The sequence below is a fragment of the Pseudomonas sp. P7548 genome (assembly GCF_013386585.1).
Classification (GTDB): Bacteria; Pseudomonadota; Gammaproteobacteria; order Pseudomonadales; family Pseudomonadaceae; genus Aquipseudomonas.
Genome location: NZ_JACARO010000034.1, coordinates 43,343 through 59,969, shown reverse-complemented (window position 1 = coordinate 59,969; position 16,627 = coordinate 43,343). Strand labels below are relative to the sequence as shown.

The following is a 16,627-nucleotide window of genomic DNA, read 5'->3' as shown; positions in this document are numbered from 1 at the left end:
CATCTGTCGTACTGAAAACATTATTTGCTTTATTTGTATACAAAAGCATAATCCACATCGAGTGAGTTCTTGACCTATTGGTCAACAAACTTGCCAGCACCTCAAAGCGCTGTTGCCCACCTTTGTGACCGGCGCTGGAAATAACAATAAAACTCTTGAGGAGTACTCGCTGTGGAAAGCCGCAAATCCGAAGCCCCGACGCTGGACATCGCCCCGCCCAACAACAGCTGGCTAGAACGCCTGTTCAAGCTCAGCGTGCATGGCACCACAGTGAAGACCGAGCTGATCGCCGGCCTCACCACCTTCATCACCATGGCCTACATCATCTTCGTCAACCCCAACATCATGGCCGACGCCGGCATTGATCACGGCGCGGCGTTCGTCGCCACCTGCATCGCCGCCGCGCTGGGCTGCCTGCTGATGGGCCTGTACGCCAACTGGCCCGTGGGCCTGGCGCCCGGCATGGGCCTGAACGCGTTCTTCACCTACACCGTGGTCGGCACCATGGGCTACCACTGGGAAACCGCGCTGGGTGCGGTGTTTATCTCCGGCGTGCTGTTCATGGGCCTCACCCTGTCCCGCGTGCGCGAATGGCTGCTCAACAGCATTCCGGTCAGCCTGCGCCACGCCATGGGCGCCGGTGTCGGCCTGTTCCTCGGTGTAATCGGCTTGAAGACCGCCGGCATCATCGTCGACAGCCCAGCCACCCTGATCAAGCTCGGTTCGCTGCATGAGCCCGCACCGTTACTGGCAGCCGTGTGCTTCCTGCTGATCGCCATCCTCAGCTATCACCGTGTGTTCGGCGCGATCCTGATCAGCATCATCGCCGTCACCTTCGCGGGCTGGGGCCTGGGCCTGGTGCATTACAACGGCATGATCTCCACCCCACCGAGCCTGGCACCGACCTGGATGGCCATGGATGTGAAAGGTGTATTCAATATCAGCATGATCAGCGTGGTATTTGCCTTTCTTTTTGTACACATGTTCGACACTGCAGGTACACTGATGGGCGTCGCGCAGCGCGCCGGCCTGGTGAACGCCGATGGGCGCATCGATAACCTGTCCCGCGCCTTGAAGGCCGACAGCGCCTCCAGCGTATTCGGTGCCATGGTCGGCGTGCCGCCCGTGACCAGCTACGTGGAAAGTGCTGCCGGTGTGGCAGCCGGTGGTCGTACCGGACTCACGGCGGTAACCGTGGGTGTGCTGTTTGTGGCGGCGATGTTTTTCGCCCCGCTGGCCGGCATGATCCCGGCCTACGCCACGGCAGGTGCGCTGATCTACGTGGCAATGCTGATGATGGCAAGCATGGCGCACATCAACTGGGATGAAGCCACCGACAGCATCCCGGCGATTGTCACTGCGATCATGATGCCGCTGACCTTCTCGGTGGCCGACGGGATCGCCCTGGGTTTCATCACCTATGTGGCGCTCAAGGCCGGCACCGGCAAGTACCGTGAAATCTCCGCGAGCCTGTGGGTGCTGTGCGCGATCTTTATCGCCAAATTCATATTTCTATAAAGGAGCAACGGATGAACCTGGAAACCTGGCTACTGTTCAGCGGCGCAGCATGGGTGGTGATCCTGATACCCGGGCCACTGTCACTGTTGATGATCAGCAACAGTCTCAACTACGGCCTGCGCCGTTCGTATCCAGCGTTTCTCGGTGGGGTATCGGCCTCGATCCTCCTGCTCAGTGCTTCGGCACTGGGCCTTGGTGCGCTGCTGCTGGCATCGGAACAGTTGTTCAGCGCCCTGAAGATCGTCGGCGCGGTGTACCTGTTCTACCTCGCCTGGCAGAGCTGGCAGCAATCGCGGCAACCGGCCAAGGCCGCAGAAGTGCCCTACAGCGCGCCGATTCCACGCTTTCGTGCGCTGTTTGGCCGGGCTTTCGTACTCGGCGCCAGCAACCCTAAGGACATCCTGTTCTTCGCCGCATTCCTGCCGCAGTTCCTCCACAGTGAGCAGGCCTTCATCCCGCAATTGCTGATCATGATCGCCACCTGGACCGTACTGGACCTGCTGTGCAAGGTGTTCTACGGACTCAGCGCCCACGGCGCTGCGCGTTACTTGCGCAGCGGCAAGGGCCAGGGCTGGTTCAATCGCGTGAGCGCGGCCTTGTTTGCTGGCGCCGGCGGTGCGGCCTTGGCGCGGGCCTGAGGCTGCCGAACCGCACGAAGAACACCGTCGGGGCTGTCGTGGGTGTCCATTGGATGCCTGCGATGATCCTCACCAGGCGCCCTTCGTCCATCGCTTGCTTGATGGGCGCGAACGCCGTGGCAAAGCTCGCTGTGGCGGCGCGGTAGTTGAACCACTCGTCAGTCAGTTGCATGGCACGCGCCGCATACAACTTGAAGCTGGCGGTATTGGCCCAGCGTGTGAGCACGAAATACAGGTTGTTGGACTGTGGATGGGTACAGCTGAAATCCACGGTCGCGCCAGAGCCGGCTTTCTTTTCGACGCTAAGTACGCTGAACCCCTGTTGTTCGAGGATATCCCTGACGGCATGCTGCATCATATGGGACCGCTCGAGCAGGTTGTGCTGGGTGGGCGCTCGCAGATCAAGTGGCGGCGGTTGCCGCAGAATGAAGTCCAACCGGTCAAACCCCGGTGTGGTCGATTCGCGGCCAATATAGACACTGGTACTGCTGGCACTGTGCAGGGGCCGCAACAACTTGAGCAGATCATCGGTTTGCCCGGCAGTGCTGGGCACCCCCCACCGCTCCAGGGTCGCCTTCAGGCGCAGCAGATGGGTAGCGGTCAGGCGCCTGCTGGGGTCAGACAACTCCAGCAGGCGGTCGATCAGGAACGTGCGACTGTTGGCGGTCATGCCCGGAAAGCCCCGCGCCAGCGACACCCGTAACGACTCGCTGAACAACGGGCGATGGAACGTCCAGCGACCGTCCGCCCCCAAGGTGGCCGGTATCGGTTGATCAAAGGTCCCGGCCTCCAGCCAATAGGCAATGTCCAACGAGGCCGCATGTTCCAGCGGACGATCACGAATGATGAACACCACTTTACGTGGCGACACCTGGGAACCGTCAGGCAGCAGTCGGTAGTGGCGAGCGTCATACTGAAGCACCCTGTAACGCTGCGCCGAGGGCGGCACGGACACGTCGAAGATCCCGAGTTCAGGGACAGCGTTGGTCAAGGTCATGGGCGTATTGATCGCCCAGGCTTCAAAGGTCTTGGGCGCCATGGTCACCTGGGACAGGCGTTGCTCTAGCGCCCCCAATGACGGCGGCACCCACTCTGTGGTGTGCGACGCTGCAAAAGGCCGCCATACCGCTGAACTCGGGCCGGGTTGTGGGGATGGCGGTGGCGCATCCGCGCCCAGCGCCCAGTCGCGATCCTCGCGGATCTGCAGCATCAGCTCCCCCTCCGCTTCGCCGCCCGGGCTTTTCACCCGCCATGCTTGCTCATCCCCGCGCCGATAGATCGGGTAATGGTGTTCGCCATCGGCCATGAACAGCTCGCCGTTTTTAACGTATACGCCCTTGTTGCCCGGCCCACTCAGGGGCACGGCGCCGTCGCTGGAGAAGGGTTTCCTGAAGCGCTCCAGCAACGTGACGGGGCGCGGGGCTGGCGGCAGCCGAGTCAACCCGCGCCCCCGGCGATGGAGCTGGCGCAGCCCTCTGCGCAGTCCGGTGCTGCCGCCTGGTCGGGTGCCGGGGGCAAATGCCGTCAGCACATCGATAAACGCCATCAGCGTCAGAAACGCCACGTCCACCGCATCCTCGGGCGTGCCGCTGAGGTGATAGCGCCCGGCAGCCAGCAACAGTTCATACAGGCTGACAACCGTACCGATCACCGGAATGAAGGACAAAAGACCACGCACCGTGGCGTCCGCCTGTTCGCCCAGACGCAGCTCGCGGTAGCGCGCCAGCGTCGCACGGGTGTTGGCACTGGCGTGGGCCTGCTGCTGAAGCTCAAGCCTGCGCGCGTGGGCGAACAGGGCCAGGGCGTCGCGCTGGGAGGTGGGCACGATCGCCAACCAGGCGCCCGGCTGCGCATCGATCTGCTCCTGGATTTGCGCCTCGATGGCGGACAGCGTGGCAACCGGCAGTTTGTGCCTGATCTGAAAGCTGCGCACCAGTCGTCGGATCGCTTCGTACACCCTGAGAATCCCATAGCCATGAACAGGCCTGGACCCGACGGCAATCAACAGTACCAGGGGCGTTCGCAAGGGTACCGGTTGCCCGGGATAAGTGGCCAAGGCGTCCTCTTCCCAGCCAGGTGCGACCCGTTGCGCCAACGCCTTGATACAGTCTGCGTTGGCACCTGCTCGATTCAAATGCGCCAGGGCCTCGGCCTGGCTGCTGTATTCGGCGAGCACCGGGTAGCCCATGGCACCCGGCCAATACACCAGGCAACGCTGGGACAGGGTATCGGTGATGACCAGCACGCCGGCAATATGTCGGTCATGGGCGAGCGTATGGCCGCGCAAGCGCAAGAAACCAAGGCTGACGTGATCCGCACCCCTGGTGGTCATGGCCGTGTCGAACAGGCTTTTACCGGCTGCCGAAAGCCCCTGGCGCAACGCCGAATACACCTGCATCTGCGCCAGCTGCAAGGTGGTGCGATCGATGAGCCCTGGTGGGAGCGCGCGCGGGCCCGGCGCAAATACGCGCTGGATCAAGCGCTGGTATTGGCCACCGAGGTCCAGTGCCGACAGGGTCTTGATCAGGTAGCGCGGGGTCAGGCGCTGTTTCCACGCAGGTTGCAGATAACGCGCGCGATTGAGTCGCCATTCGGTCCACGGCGCCTGGGCGTCCAGATTGTGCAATGCCAGGTCCAGCAGGCTGAACGGCGTGCGCTGTGCGCTGGCGACCTTTTTGACCTGGCGCTCGCCGGGCACGCACTGGCTCGACCAACCGCAGAACTGGGCACTGACATCATCCGGCATCTCCAGCAGCGGCTGGTCCACGTCCAGCTCCGGGTAAAAACCATCCTGGGTCAGTTGGGCTACCAGCCGCTCGCGTGCAAAGGTGTGCAACGGCGGCAGGACCTGCCACAGCCGATCCTCAAGCGCCAGGGCACTGGACAGGTAGCGCCGCTGCAAACGTCCATAGACCTGACGCTGGGCGGTGGTGGCCGTGGCCAGCCAGGCCGGTCGGCTTTTCGCCTGCTCGGCGGCAAAACGAACAAAGTCGACGTTGGCCAGGGCCAGGGTCCGCGCATCATTGCCCGGCACCTGCAGGTGCTCGCGCAGTTCCATCGCCAGCCATTGCAGGCCCTGGGCCGGGTCACTGACCTCACTGAACACTCGCCTGTCCGCCTCCAGCTGTTTGCGCAACCGCGCATAGTGTTCAACCGTTGCCTTGAAGTCTTCGTGAAGTACGTCATTTTCAGTGATTCGATAGTCCGGCACGGTCGGTCGGGAGAAGGCCAAACGTGCAGCGGCGCGCTCATCCCGAGCGATGCACCGCCACAACACCGAGCCGTCACGGCTGGCAAAGCTGGCCCGAAGCGCTTGGGACAAGGCCTCCAAGTGATCGAACACCGCAGTCCCGCCGAAGCCGCCCGCCACCACCAGGATCACCGGTTGCACCCAGGTCGGTTCGATCACTGCGCGGGCGGTGGTCACCACGAAAGCCCCCTGCAAACGGTGGCTGCCCATCGCGATACGCAGCACACAGGTGTCACTGCCCAGGCGCTGGCTGGCCAGAGGCTTGCTGAGGACTTCCAGCAACCGGTCCAGGTGGGTCTGCTTGATGATTCCAAAGCTGTGATCAAGCTGGGCGTCCAGCCGCAACGCCAGGCGCCGGGCATTCAATACCCGCGTGGCGCGCTTGTGGGTGTCATCAAGCCGTTCCAGCCAGAACCCTGTCTCGAACAGACGCCCCTCCTCAGCCTGGGTCGAATGCCCGATGATCTGCGCCTGGGCTTGGCGCTGGGCTTCGCGGCGTGCAAAGGCCTGGTAGGCCGTATCGTCACCGGGCGTCTGCAGCAAGGCCTCCATGCCACTTTCGTAACGCTGCACCTGACGCTCACAGGCACCGCGCGAAAGGTCGCCCGACACTCGGGAGAACACGATGTCTGCCTGGCGACGCTGGCGATCCCACTCCAGCAAGGTGTCCAGGACCGTCTCAAATGGCAGGCCGTTGCCCAGGCGCGTGCGGCCCTGCTCAACCGTCCGCAGCAGGCGCGCGAGCCATCGACTCGGCAACGGATCGTCAGGCGCTGTCGGCGCAGCGTAATGAAGGGACAGCACGCAGCCCCATTCATTGTTCCATTGGCCCTCCAGCAAGGCCTGCGCACTGTGGGCCAACGCGTCTTGCGTGAGTGCACTCCCGACCGGCATCGGCGCCTGCACCTGACGATGCAGTGGCAGGTAGTGCCACCATTGCCCCAACAACGATCGATGCACGAGATCGGGCAACTGCGCCTGCATCTGGGCCCCGGAACTGAACTCATGAAACCCGCGCGATAACCCTGGCAGGTAGATGACCTGCAACCCATCAACGGCCCCTGCCCGACTGATGTGCAAGGCACCCGGAAGCGCCAGCACCCCGTGCTCGGCATGGGGCCATGAGACTGTTGCCACTTGGACCGTCGCCCAGGCCCCTCCGGCCCGCTGGCGCGTCTCTGCGTCGGGGGCGTCGATCAGTTGCCCGAGCATGGCGTAACCGTTATCCGACAGGTGGAACAGCTGATGCGCGAGGAAAGCCTGGTCGGCAAACAACGCCTTGCGCAATTCGACCCAGCGTTCGCGACGCGAAAGCCAGGTGCCTTGGGCCAGTTGCTGCCAGTAGTCCGCCGTGGCGCTATTGATACGGTCCAACAGCCGCAACTGTCGGACACGCTCCAGCGCCTGCCAGGCATTGAACGCCAGCGCGCACGTAGGCTGGCCTTGCACGCTCAAGGCAGTGAAATGGTGCAGGTTGATCGGCACACCGGGGTCGCTGAACAAGGCCAGCGCCCGATCGGTCAAGCTGTTGACGTGAAGGGGCGACTGGGGCGGTGGCGGTTCGCTGAAGAGCAGGGTGTCCGGGTCCAGGGCGAACGCTTCGCGCAAGGCATGGCGGATGATGGACAAAATGCGCGGCGCCCGCCCCGCCAGGTGCCCCAGCTCTTTCGCGTGGTGCATGCAGCGCGCGTGGGCGGCATGGATCTGGTTGATCGTACGGCTGGGTTCGCGCGCACGATTGACCCGCTGTGTCAGCAGTGCGCGAATCGCCGCCAGGCGCTGCTCCCGGGTCACGGCGGGATCGTCGAAATCGAAGGCGGGCGAGATAGGATCGGGCGTGTCTGGACTCATGACGGCTCTTCAAGGCTGAAACAGCCGAGCCTAGGCACTCTCTCCTGTGCCGGTGCGTTACATAATTGGCAGACGAAAAAAAGCCCGCAGTGTGGGCGGGCGAAAATCCAACGAAGAGCTTTGGGGGTGTGAAGCGAGGTGACGCTAGCTACCGCGATACGTGGAGTAGCTGTAGGGCGAAATCAGTAGCGGGACATGGTAGTGATCCTGTTCGGCGTTGATGCCGAAGCGCAGCACCACCACATCCAGGAAAGCCGGTTCAGGCAATTGCACGCCGCGGGCGCGGTAGTAATCGCCGGCGCCGAACTGCAGCTGGTAGACACCGCTGCGGTAGTCGTCACCTTGCAGCAAGGGGGCGTCGCACCGGCCATCGCTGTTGGTCAGGGCCGTGGCAACCAGTTCCAGCTGCGCGCCTTCGACGCGGTACAGCTCGACCTGGATTGCGCTGCCGGGGCAGCCGTGTGCGGCGTCTAAAACGTGTGTGGTCAAACGTCCCATGGCGTCTACGCGCCTCCTTAAGCCAGTAGAAGAAAGGTCCGCACTTTTCCGGGGCATCAAAAAAGCCGGCGATGACTGATTAAGACACTTTTTAAAAAAATTGTACACAATAAATTCAACAAATTACCGGATCGCCATTCGAACCGGGTTGCCGACGGGGGTGGTGTGCCTGATAGTCCCTTGGGAGGCGATCGCCGGCAAGCCGGCTCTTACAAATCGGTGTTGTGTAGAAAGATTTTGTGGTTTAGCTGACCAGGCAGGCAAGTTTCTTGCAGTACCTTTGAGTGGGGTGTGACAGAAAAAATGCAGAAATGCAGGCTTACAAAGTTGGCAATAAGTTGTATACAATCACTCATCGCTGTGACGCCACCCAGTCATTTCACTGCCCGGCCGCCACATGAATGATCACGAACAAGAAGGAAGACTGCAGTGAGCGCTGACTACCCACGCGACCTGATCGGTTACGGCAGTAACCCTCCTCACCCCCACTGGCCGGGCAAGGCACGCATTGCGCTGTCTTTCGTACTCAATTATGAAGAAGGCGGCGAACGCAACATTTTGCACGGTGACAAAGAGTCCGAAGCCTTCCTGTCGGAAATGGTCTCGGCCCAGCCGCTGCAAGGCGCGCGCAACATGAGCATGGAGTCGCTGTACGAATACGGCAGCCGTGCCGGTGTGTGGCGCATCCTCAAGCTGTTTAAAGAGTTCGACATTCCGCTGACCATCTTCGCCGTGGCCATGGCCGCCCAGCGCCACCCGGACGTGATCCGCGCGATGGTCGAGGCCGGCCACGAGATCTGCAGCCACGGCTATCGCTGGATCGACTACCAGTACATGGACGAGGCCCAGGAGCGCGAGCACATGCTCGAAGCCATCCGCATCCTCACCGAACTGACCGGCGAACGCCCACTGGGCTGGTACACCGGGCGCACCGGCCCCAACACGCGCCGGCTGGTGATGGAGGAAGGCGGCTTCCTCTACGATTGCGACACCTACGACGACGACCTGCCCTACTGGGAGCCCAACACCCCCACTGGCAAGCCGCACTTGGTGATCCCTTACACCCTGGACACCAACGACATGCGCTTCACCCAAGTGCAGGGCTTCAACAAGGGCGACGACTTCTTCGAGTACCTCAAGGACGCGTTCGACGTGCTCTACGCTGAAGGCGCCGAGGCACCGAAGATGCTCTCCATCGGCCTGCATTGCCGCCTGATTGGCCGCCCTGCGCGCCTGGCGTCGCTGAAGCGCTTTATTGAATACGTCAAAGGTCACGAGCAGGTCTGGTTCACTCGCCGAGTGGACATTGCCCGTCACTGGCACCAAACCCACCCCCACACGGGAGCGGCGAAATGACTGCGTTCCACACCCTGAAGCCCTCGACCTTGAGCCGCGACGCATTCGTCCAGGCCTTCGCCGACATCTACGAACACTCGCCATGGGTGGCCGAAAAGGCCTTCGACCTGGGCCAGGACCCTTCGATTGACGAAATCGAAACCCTGCACCAACGCATGAGCGACATCCTGTTGAGCGCCGATCACACCAGTCAGCTGGCCCTGATCAACGCTCACCCGGACCTGGCCGGCAAAGCCGCCGTCCAGGGCCAACTGACCCAAGCCAGCACCGATGAACAGGCTGGCGCGGGGATTCACCAATGCACGGCCGAAGAGTTTTCTCGCTTCACCGAGCTGAACGATGCCTACAAGGCCAAGTTCAAGTTTCCCTTCATCATGGCGGTAAAAGGCAGCAACCGGCATCAGATCCTTGCCGCGTTCGAAACGCGCATCCACCACTCGGTCGACACCGAGTTCAAATGCGCACTGGCCGAGATCAACAAGATCGCGTTGTTCCGTTTACTGACTCTTTAAGCAACCCTCGCCCGAGTGTTCATGAGCACCCAGGGCCTGGTGAGCATCCCAAGCCACTCTATTTAAGGCAGACAAGAAGAATGAAAGCGCAACCCGTACCTTTCGAGAAGTTCGTCAACCTGGCCGACGCCCGCCTGGGCACCAAGATCCTCTCCGTGACCGATGACTGGTTCGCCGACGCCAACCGCCTGTTCCAGCCGACCCCGGCCGTGTGGAAGGAGGGCGTTTTCGATGACAACGGCAAGTGGATGGACGGCTGGGAATCGCGCCGCAAGCGCTTCGAAGGCTACGACAGCGCCGTGATCCGCCTGGGCGTACCGGGCTCGATCAAAGGCGTGGACATCGACACTTCATTCTTCACCGGCAACTTCCCGCCGTCGGCCTCCCTGGAAGCCTGCTTCCTTGCCTCGGGCGACCCTGATGAAAACACCCAGTGGGTAGAAGTACTGTCGGCCGTCGAGTTGCAAGGCAACAGCCATCACTTCCACGAGATCAACAACGACCAGGCGTTCAGCCACCTGCGTTTCAACATCTACCCGGATGGCGGCGTGGCCCGTCTGCGTGTGTACGGCGTGCCGTTCCGCGATTGGTCTTCGGTGGGCGACAACGAACAGGTCGACCTGGCCGCCGCCTTGAACGGCGGCCGTGCCCTGGCCTGCTCCGACGAACACTTCGGCCGCATGAGCAACATCCTCAACCCGGGCCGTGGCATCAACATGGGCGATGGCTGGGAAACCGCACGTCGTCGCACGCCGGGCAATGACTGGGTGATCGTCGCCCTGGGCCACCCGGGTGAGATCGAGAAAATCATCGTCGACACCCTGCACTTCAAGGGCAACTACCCGGACACCTGCTCGATCCAGGGCGCCTTCGTGAAGGGCGGCACCGACAGCCAGATCGAAACCCAATCGCTGTTCTGGCGCGAACTGCTGCCGGCGCAGAAACTGGAAATGCACGCTGAACACACCTTCGTCGAGCAGATCAAGGCGCTGGGGCCCATCACCCACATCCGCCTGAACGTGTTCCCGGATGGGGGTGTGAGCCGCCTGCGCGTTTTGGGCAAGGTAGCGAAGTAAGCGGTGATGCCATTCGCGAGCAAGCCCGCTCCCACATTTGAAATGCATTCCCCTGTGGGAGCGGGCTTGCTCGCGAAGGCGTCAGATCAAACAACACAAAATTCGGATAAGAAGACAGCCATGCGCACACTCGTGATCGAACCCCTGACCAAAGAAGCCTTCGCCCCTTTCGGAGACGTTATCGAAACCGATGGCAGCGATCACTTCATGATCAACAACGGGTCGACCATGCGCTTCCATAAACTGGCCACGGTGGAAACCGCCAAGCCTGAGGACAACGCGATCATCAGCATCTTCCGCGCAGACGCGCAGGACATGCCGCTGACCGTGTGCATGCTGGAACGACACCCGCTGGGCAGCCAGGCTTTCATTCCGCTGCTCGGCAACCCCTTTCTGATCGTGGTCGCGCCACTTGGCGATGAACCTGTATCAGGCTTGGTCCGCGCCTTCGTTACCAACGGCAGGCAGGGCATTAATTACCATCGCGGCGTCTGGCACCACCCGGTGCTGACGATCGAAAAGCGGGATGACTTCCTGGTGGTTGATCGCAGTGGCACAGGCAATAACTGCGATGAGCATTTTTTCAAAGAGGATGAGCGGTTGATCCTCGCCCCCCACCAATAAGAGAAGGTCTGATCACCCGACAACAAGGGTGACAGGCGAGAGGTAAAGACTGTGGAAGCACATCTGTTGGAATGGCTGAACCTGAGCGTGCGCTGGGTTCACATGATCACTGGCGTCGCGTGGATCGGCGCTTCTTTCTACTTCGTCTGGCTGGAAAACAACCTCAATCGCGTCAACCCCAAGGACGGCCTGGCCGGTGACTTGTGGGCAATCCACGGTGGCGGTATCTACCACCTGGAAAAATACAAACTGGCCCCGCCAACCATGCCGGACAACCTGCACTGGTTCAAATGGGAAGCCTATTTCACCTGGATGTCGGGGATCGCGCTGCTGTGCGTGGTGTTCTACTCCAACCCCACCCTGTACCTGCTGGCCCCGGGCAGCAGCCTCAGTGGGCCTGAAGGCGTATTGCTGGGCATCGGCTCGCTGTTCGCCGGCTGGTTCATCTACTCCTTCCTGTGCGACTCGGCCCTGGGCAAACGCCCTGCCCTGCTCGGCTTCATCCTGTTCGTGCTGTTGATTGCGGCGGCCTATGGCTTCAGCAAGGTGTTCAGCGGCCGTGGCGCCTACCTGCACGTGGGTGCGGTGATCGGCACCATCATGGTGGGCAACGTGTTCCGCATCATCATGCCGGCGCAACGCGCATTGGTGGCGGCGATCGCCGAAAACCGCACACCGGACCCGGCGCTGCCGGCCAAGGGCTTGCTGCGTTCACGTCACAACAACTACTTCACCCTGCCGGTGCTGTTCATCATGATCAGCAACCACTTCCCGAGCACCTACGGCAGCCAATACAACTGGCTGATCCTGGCCGGTATCGCCGTGGCAGCGGTGTTGGTGCGTCACTACTTCAACACCCGTCATGACAGCCAGAAATATGCGTGGACGCTGCCCGTCGGCGCGTTGGCGATGATTTGCCTGGCCTACGTGACCGGCCCGAAACCGGTGTCGACCGCACCGGATGTGGCCAAGGCGCCTGCCGCCATCGAGTACCAACCGTTGCCGGAAACAGCGTTGGGGGGTGGCTTGAAACCCGCCGCACCTGCCGAACCGGCGGCAGCCCCCGCTGCCCCAGCCCAGGCCACGATTGATTTCGACAAGGTGCACGGTGTGATCCAGGAACGCTGCGCCGTGTGCCACTCGGCCAAGCCGACCAGCCCGCTGTTCAGCACCGCGCCGGCCGGGGTGATGTTCGACACCCCGGCGCAGATCCAGCAGCAGGCGGCGCGCATCCAAGCGCAGGCCGTGGCCAGCCAGATCATGCCGCTGGGCAACATCACCCAGATGACCCAGCAGGAGCGGGATTTGATTGGCACCTGGATCAACCAGGGGGCGCGTACCAATTAGATTTTCGGTGGCTTGACGGCCGCTATCGCCGGCAAGCCGGCTCCTACAGGGGATTCGCAAACCTGTAGGAGCTGGCTTGCCAGCGATCAACCGCGCAGCGGTTGCCAAACAACACAACAATAAAAAAGATTCGAGGTGTTGCATGACCGAGTTAGCCGAACCGCAGATTCCTGCCGCGCCCGCCATGGTGCGGCTGCCCCTCTTGCAACTGATTCTGGTAGGCCTGCAACACGTCTTGCTGATGTACGGCGGCGCCGTCGCCGTGCCCCTGATTATTGGCCAGGCCGCAGGCCTCGGCCGTGAAGAAATCGCTTTCCTGATCAACGCCGACCTGCTCGTGGCCGGCATCGCCACCATGGTGCAGTCGTTCGGTATCGGCCCGGTGGGCATTCGCATGCCGGTGATGATGGGCGCCAGTTTCGCCGCCGTCGGCAGCATGGTCGCCATGGCCGGCATGCCCGGCATCGGTCTGCAGGGGATCTTCGGCGCGACCATCGCCGCCGGGTTCTTCGGCATGTTGATCGCACCGTTCATGTCCAAGGTGGTGCGCTTCTTTCCACCGTTGGTGACCGGTACGGTGATTACCGCCATCGGCCTGTCGTTGTTTCCAGTGGCCGTGAACTGGGCGGGTGGCGGCAGCGCGGCCGCCACCTTCGGCTCGCCGATCTACCTGGCCATTGCCGCACTGGTACTGGCCACCATCCTATTGATCAACCGTTTCATGCGCGGCTTCTGGGTGAATATCTCGGTGCTGATCGGCATGGGCCTGGGCTACGCCCTGTGCGGTGCGCTCGGCATGGTCGACCTCAGTGGCCTGGCGATGGCGCCCTGGGTGCAAGTGGTAACGCCGCTGCACTTCGGCATGCCCAAGTTCGAGCTGGCCCCCATCCTGTCGATGTGCCTGGTGGTAGTAATCATCTTTGTCGAGTCCACCGGGATGTTCCTGGCACTGGGCAAGATCACCGGCCAGGACGTGACGCCGAAGATGCTGCGCCGTGGCCTGCTGTGTGATGCCGGTGCGTCGTTCTTCGCCGGTTTCTTCAACACCTTCACCCACTCCTCGTTCGCCCAGAACATCGGCCTGGTGCAGATGACCGGCGTGCGTTGCCGCTCGGTGACGATCATGGCCGGGGTGTTCCTTATTGTGCTGAGCCTGCTGCCCAAGGCGGCCTACCTGGTCGCGTCGATTCCACCGGCGGTGCTGGGCGGCGCGGCGATTGCCATGTTCGGCATGGTAGCGGCCACCGGGATCAAGATCCTGCAAGAAGCCGACATCGCCGACCGCCGCAACCAGTTGCTGGTGGCGGTGAGCATCGGCATGGGCCTGATCCCCGTGGTACGCCCGGAATTCTTCGCACAGCTGCCGCTGTGGATGAGCCCGATTACCCACAGTGGTATCGCCATGGCCACGCTCAGCGCGTTGTCGCTGAATATCCTGTTCAACATTCTCGGTGGTTCTGAACGACCTGCCGTTGCCCACACGCATTGATTCCTTCGTTCGCACAAAAACAATAACGAAACGGGAACACACGCATGCACATCCTCCACCTGGGGCCGGCCACAAGCCGCGCCCCATTCTCGCCCCACGCGCTCTGTTACAGCGCACTTGAGCCCAGGCCTGGGAGCCAGTATTCTCCGCGCCCGCTCGAATCGACTCAAAAAAAAACAGCAGATGTAAAAGCTGACTGCAAGGCCAACTTATCCCGGCCTGTTGTCTGCGGCCAACCTACGCAAAAAGTCCTCCGGATCGACTGCATCTCATGCAGCCGACGGGGATTTTTTGGCTTTTTAAATACCTTGGCGCAGGTCTTGCTAAAAGCACTAAAGCTGACCAAACAGACGATTTTTGCAGCGAACCAAAAGGCGCCACATCAGAGCGCCTGCGTAGAAGAAAAACCATAAAACTTTAACTCGGGAGCAACCGAATGAAACCTATGTTCAAAGGCCTGATGCTGGCGGGATCCCTGCTGGCCGGTGGCCAAGCCGTGGCCGGTGACTTGTTGCAGTGGCAGAACAACAGCCTGACTTACCTGTGGGGCAAGAACTTCACCGTCAACCCGCAGATCCAGCAGACCGTTACGTTCGAACATGCCGACGCATGGAAGTACGGCGACAACTTCCTGTTCGTCGACCGCATCTTCTACAACGGCAAGGAAGACGGCAACGTCGGCCCCAGTACTTACTACGGCGAGTTCAGCCCACGCCTGTCGTTCGGCAAGATCTTCGATAAGGACCTGTCGTTCGGCCCGATCAAGGACGTGCTGCTGGCCTTCACTTACGAGTTCGGCGAAGGCGACAACGAGTCCTACCTGCTCGGCCCTGGCTTTGACTTGAACATCCCGGGTTTCGACTACTTCCAGCTGAACTTCTACCAGCGCCAGACCGAAGGCAATCGCCCGGGTGACGGCGTGTGGCAGATCACGCCGGTGTGGTCGTACACCATTCCCGTGGGCAACTCCAACGTGCTGATCGACGGCTTCATGGACTGGGTCGTGGACAACGACAAGAACGCCCGTGGCACTTACCACGCCAACCTGCACTTCAACCCACAGATCAAATATGACTTGGGCAAGGCGCTGCACTGGGGCGACAAACAGTTGTACGTGGGTATCGAGTATGACTACTGGAAGAACAAGTACGGGATCCAGGATACCGGTGCGTTCGAAACCAACCAGGACACGGCAAGCCTGCTGGTCAAATACCATTTCTAACTGAAAACCGCATCCCCCCTGTGGGAGCGGGCTTGCTCGCGAATGCGGTGGATCAGTCAGCACATTAGTCGACTGGCACACCGCATTCGCGAGCAAGCCCGCTCCCACATTTAGATTGGGGGTAGTCCCAGAAACCGAGTAATTTCCTCGCGCTTGGCCAACGCATCGCGTCGCCCCAACTCGATCAACTCGCTGCAATACCCCGCCTCGAACAGCAGGTAGCTCAACACCCCCGCCCCGCTCGTCTTGGTCGCCCCCGGCCCGCGCAGGAACAGGCGCAGTGCCGCCGGCAATTCCTGCCGATGCCGTGCCGCGATTTCGTCGATCGGCTGGCTCGGCGCAATCACCAGCACGTCCACCGCCGCCAACCCGGGCGCGGCATGGCTGAACTGGTTCAAGCGCTCCAGCAATTCAATATCGCTTTCCAGGCTGTCAATGAACGTGCTGTTGAGCATGTGCCCGCCGATCTGCGCCAGGGTCGGCTCCTGGCCGGTGAAAGTGCGTTGTGTGGCCGGCTCGTTGCCACGCGGGTTGCCACTGACACCCACCACCAGCACGCGGCTGGCCCCCAGGTGCAAGGCAGGGCTGATCGGCGCCGATTGGCGCACGGCGCCGTCACCGAAATACTCCTGGTCGAGTTTCACCGGGGCGAACAGCAAGGGGATCGCCGAGCTGGCCAGCAGGTGTTCAACCGTCAGTTGGGTGGGTACGCCGATGCGTCGATGACGCAGCCAGGCGTCAATGGTGCCGCCGCCCTGGTAGAAGGTCACCGCCTGGCCGGACTCATAGCCGAACGCCGTGACCGCCACCGCGTGCAGGTGCTTATTGCGGATGGCTTCATCGATGCCGTGCAGGTGCAGTTTGTCGTTGAGCAGATCGCGCAGCGGCGTGCTGTTGAGCAACGCCACGGGCACCTGTGCGCCAAAGCCCAGCAGGCTATGGATAAAAAAGCGACCCGCCTGGCGGATCACCCCGGGCCAGTCGCTGCGCAACACCAGGTGGCTGCGAAAGCCTTGCCAGAACGCCGTGAGGCGCCCGATGGCGGCGGTGAAGTCCATGGCGCCGCTGGCCAGGCTCACCGCATTGATCGCACCGGCCGAAGTACCGACGATCACCGGAAAAGGGTTGGGGGCCCCCGGCGGCAGCAACTCGGCAATCGCCGCCAACACCCCCACCTGATACGCCGCCCGCGCCCCGCCACCGGAAAGAATCAAGCCTGTTACCGGTTCAGCTGGGCGCATCGCGT

Annotated in this window: 13 protein-coding genes; 10 read left to right on the top strand and 3 right to left on the bottom strand. The window is 61.8% G+C overall.

Annotation, left to right across the window (positions count from 1 at the left end; translation table 11 throughout):
• Positions 1-171 precede the first annotated feature (171 nt).
• Positions 172-1,518 carry an NCS2 family permease gene (locus HX803_RS13925; protein WP_178921341.1) on the top strand — a complete coding sequence of 449 codons (1,347 nt, stop codon included), beginning with the start codon at positions 172-174 and terminating at the stop codon, positions 1,516-1,518.
• Positions 1,519-1,529: 11 nt separating this feature from the next.
• Complete coding sequence (locus HX803_RS13920) at positions 1,530-2,156, top strand: LysE family translocator (protein WP_178921339.1); 627 nt, start codon at positions 1,530-1,532, stop codon at positions 2,154-2,156.
• Here HX803_RS13920 and HX803_RS13915 read toward each other — a convergent pair.
• Positions 2,095-7,257 carry a dermonecrotic toxin domain-containing protein gene (locus HX803_RS13915; RefSeq protein ID WP_178921337.1) on the bottom strand — a complete coding sequence of 1,721 codons (5,163 nt, stop codon included), beginning with the start codon at positions 7,255-7,257 and terminating at the stop codon, positions 2,095-2,097. The genes HX803_RS13920 and HX803_RS13915 overlap by 62 nt on opposite strands.
• 144 nt (positions 7,258-7,401) lie before the next feature.
• Positions 7,402-7,755 (bottom strand): hydroxyisourate hydrolase, encoded by a 354-nt coding sequence (gene uraH, locus HX803_RS13910; protein WP_178921335.1) that lies wholly within the window; start codon positions 7,753-7,755, stop codon positions 7,402-7,404.
• Between the two features lie 429 nt (positions 7,756-8,184).
• Here uraH and puuE point away from each other — a divergent pair, with 429 nt between their 5' ends.
• The 8 genes from puuE (at position 8,185) to HX803_RS13870 (ending at position 15,381) form a co-directional block, all read left to right on the top strand.
• Positions 8,185-9,111 carry an allantoinase PuuE gene (puuE, locus tag HX803_RS13905; RefSeq protein ID WP_178921333.1) on the top strand — a complete coding sequence of 309 codons (927 nt, stop codon included), beginning with the start codon at positions 8,185-8,187 and terminating at the stop codon, positions 9,109-9,111.
• Positions 9,108-9,623, top strand: coding sequence for a 2-oxo-4-hydroxy-4-carboxy-5-ureidoimidazoline decarboxylase (gene uraD, locus HX803_RS13900; protein WP_178921331.1), 516 nt, complete (start codon positions 9,108-9,110; stop codon positions 9,621-9,623). The genes puuE and uraD overlap by 4 nt, the downstream gene beginning before the upstream one ends.
• An 80-nt stretch (positions 9,624-9,703) precedes the next feature.
• A complete protein-coding gene (gene alc / locus HX803_RS13895; RefSeq protein WP_178921328.1) occupies positions 9,704-10,699 on the top strand; it encodes an allantoicase in 996 nt (331 codons plus the stop codon).
• Between the two features lie 120 nt (positions 10,700-10,819).
• Entirely contained in the window at positions 10,820-11,323 is a 504-nt protein-coding gene (locus tag HX803_RS13890) for an ureidoglycolate lyase (RefSeq protein ID WP_016976354.1), read from the top strand.
• Between the two features lie 51 nt (positions 11,324-11,374).
• Positions 11,375-12,670 carry a urate hydroxylase PuuD gene (locus HX803_RS13885; protein WP_176998059.1) on the top strand — a complete coding sequence of 432 codons (1,296 nt, stop codon included), beginning with the start codon at positions 11,375-11,377 and terminating at the stop codon, positions 12,668-12,670.
• Positions 12,671-12,812: 142 nt separating this feature from the next.
• Positions 12,813-14,159: a nucleobase:cation symporter-2 family protein gene (locus HX803_RS13880; RefSeq protein ID WP_178921326.1), complete on the top strand. Its 1,347-nt coding sequence runs from the start codon at positions 12,813-12,815 to the stop codon at positions 14,157-14,159.
• A 44-nt stretch (positions 14,160-14,203) separates the two neighbouring features.
• Positions 14,204-14,572, top strand: coding sequence for a hypothetical protein (locus HX803_RS13875; protein ID WP_178921324.1), 369 nt, complete (start codon positions 14,204-14,206; stop codon positions 14,570-14,572).
• A 23-nt stretch (positions 14,573-14,595) separates the two neighbouring features.
• Positions 14,596-15,381: an outer membrane protein OmpK gene (locus tag HX803_RS13870; RefSeq protein ID WP_178921322.1), complete on the top strand. Its 786-nt coding sequence runs from the start codon at positions 14,596-14,598 to the stop codon at positions 15,379-15,381.
• Positions 15,382-15,491: 110 nt separating this feature from the next.
• Here the strand turns inward: HX803_RS13870 and HX803_RS13865 are convergent, their stop codons facing one another.
• Complete coding sequence (locus tag HX803_RS13865) at positions 15,492-16,622, bottom strand: patatin-like phospholipase family protein (RefSeq protein WP_178921320.1); 1,131 nt, start codon at positions 16,620-16,622, stop codon at positions 15,492-15,494.
• Positions 16,623-16,627: the final 5 nt, after the last annotated feature.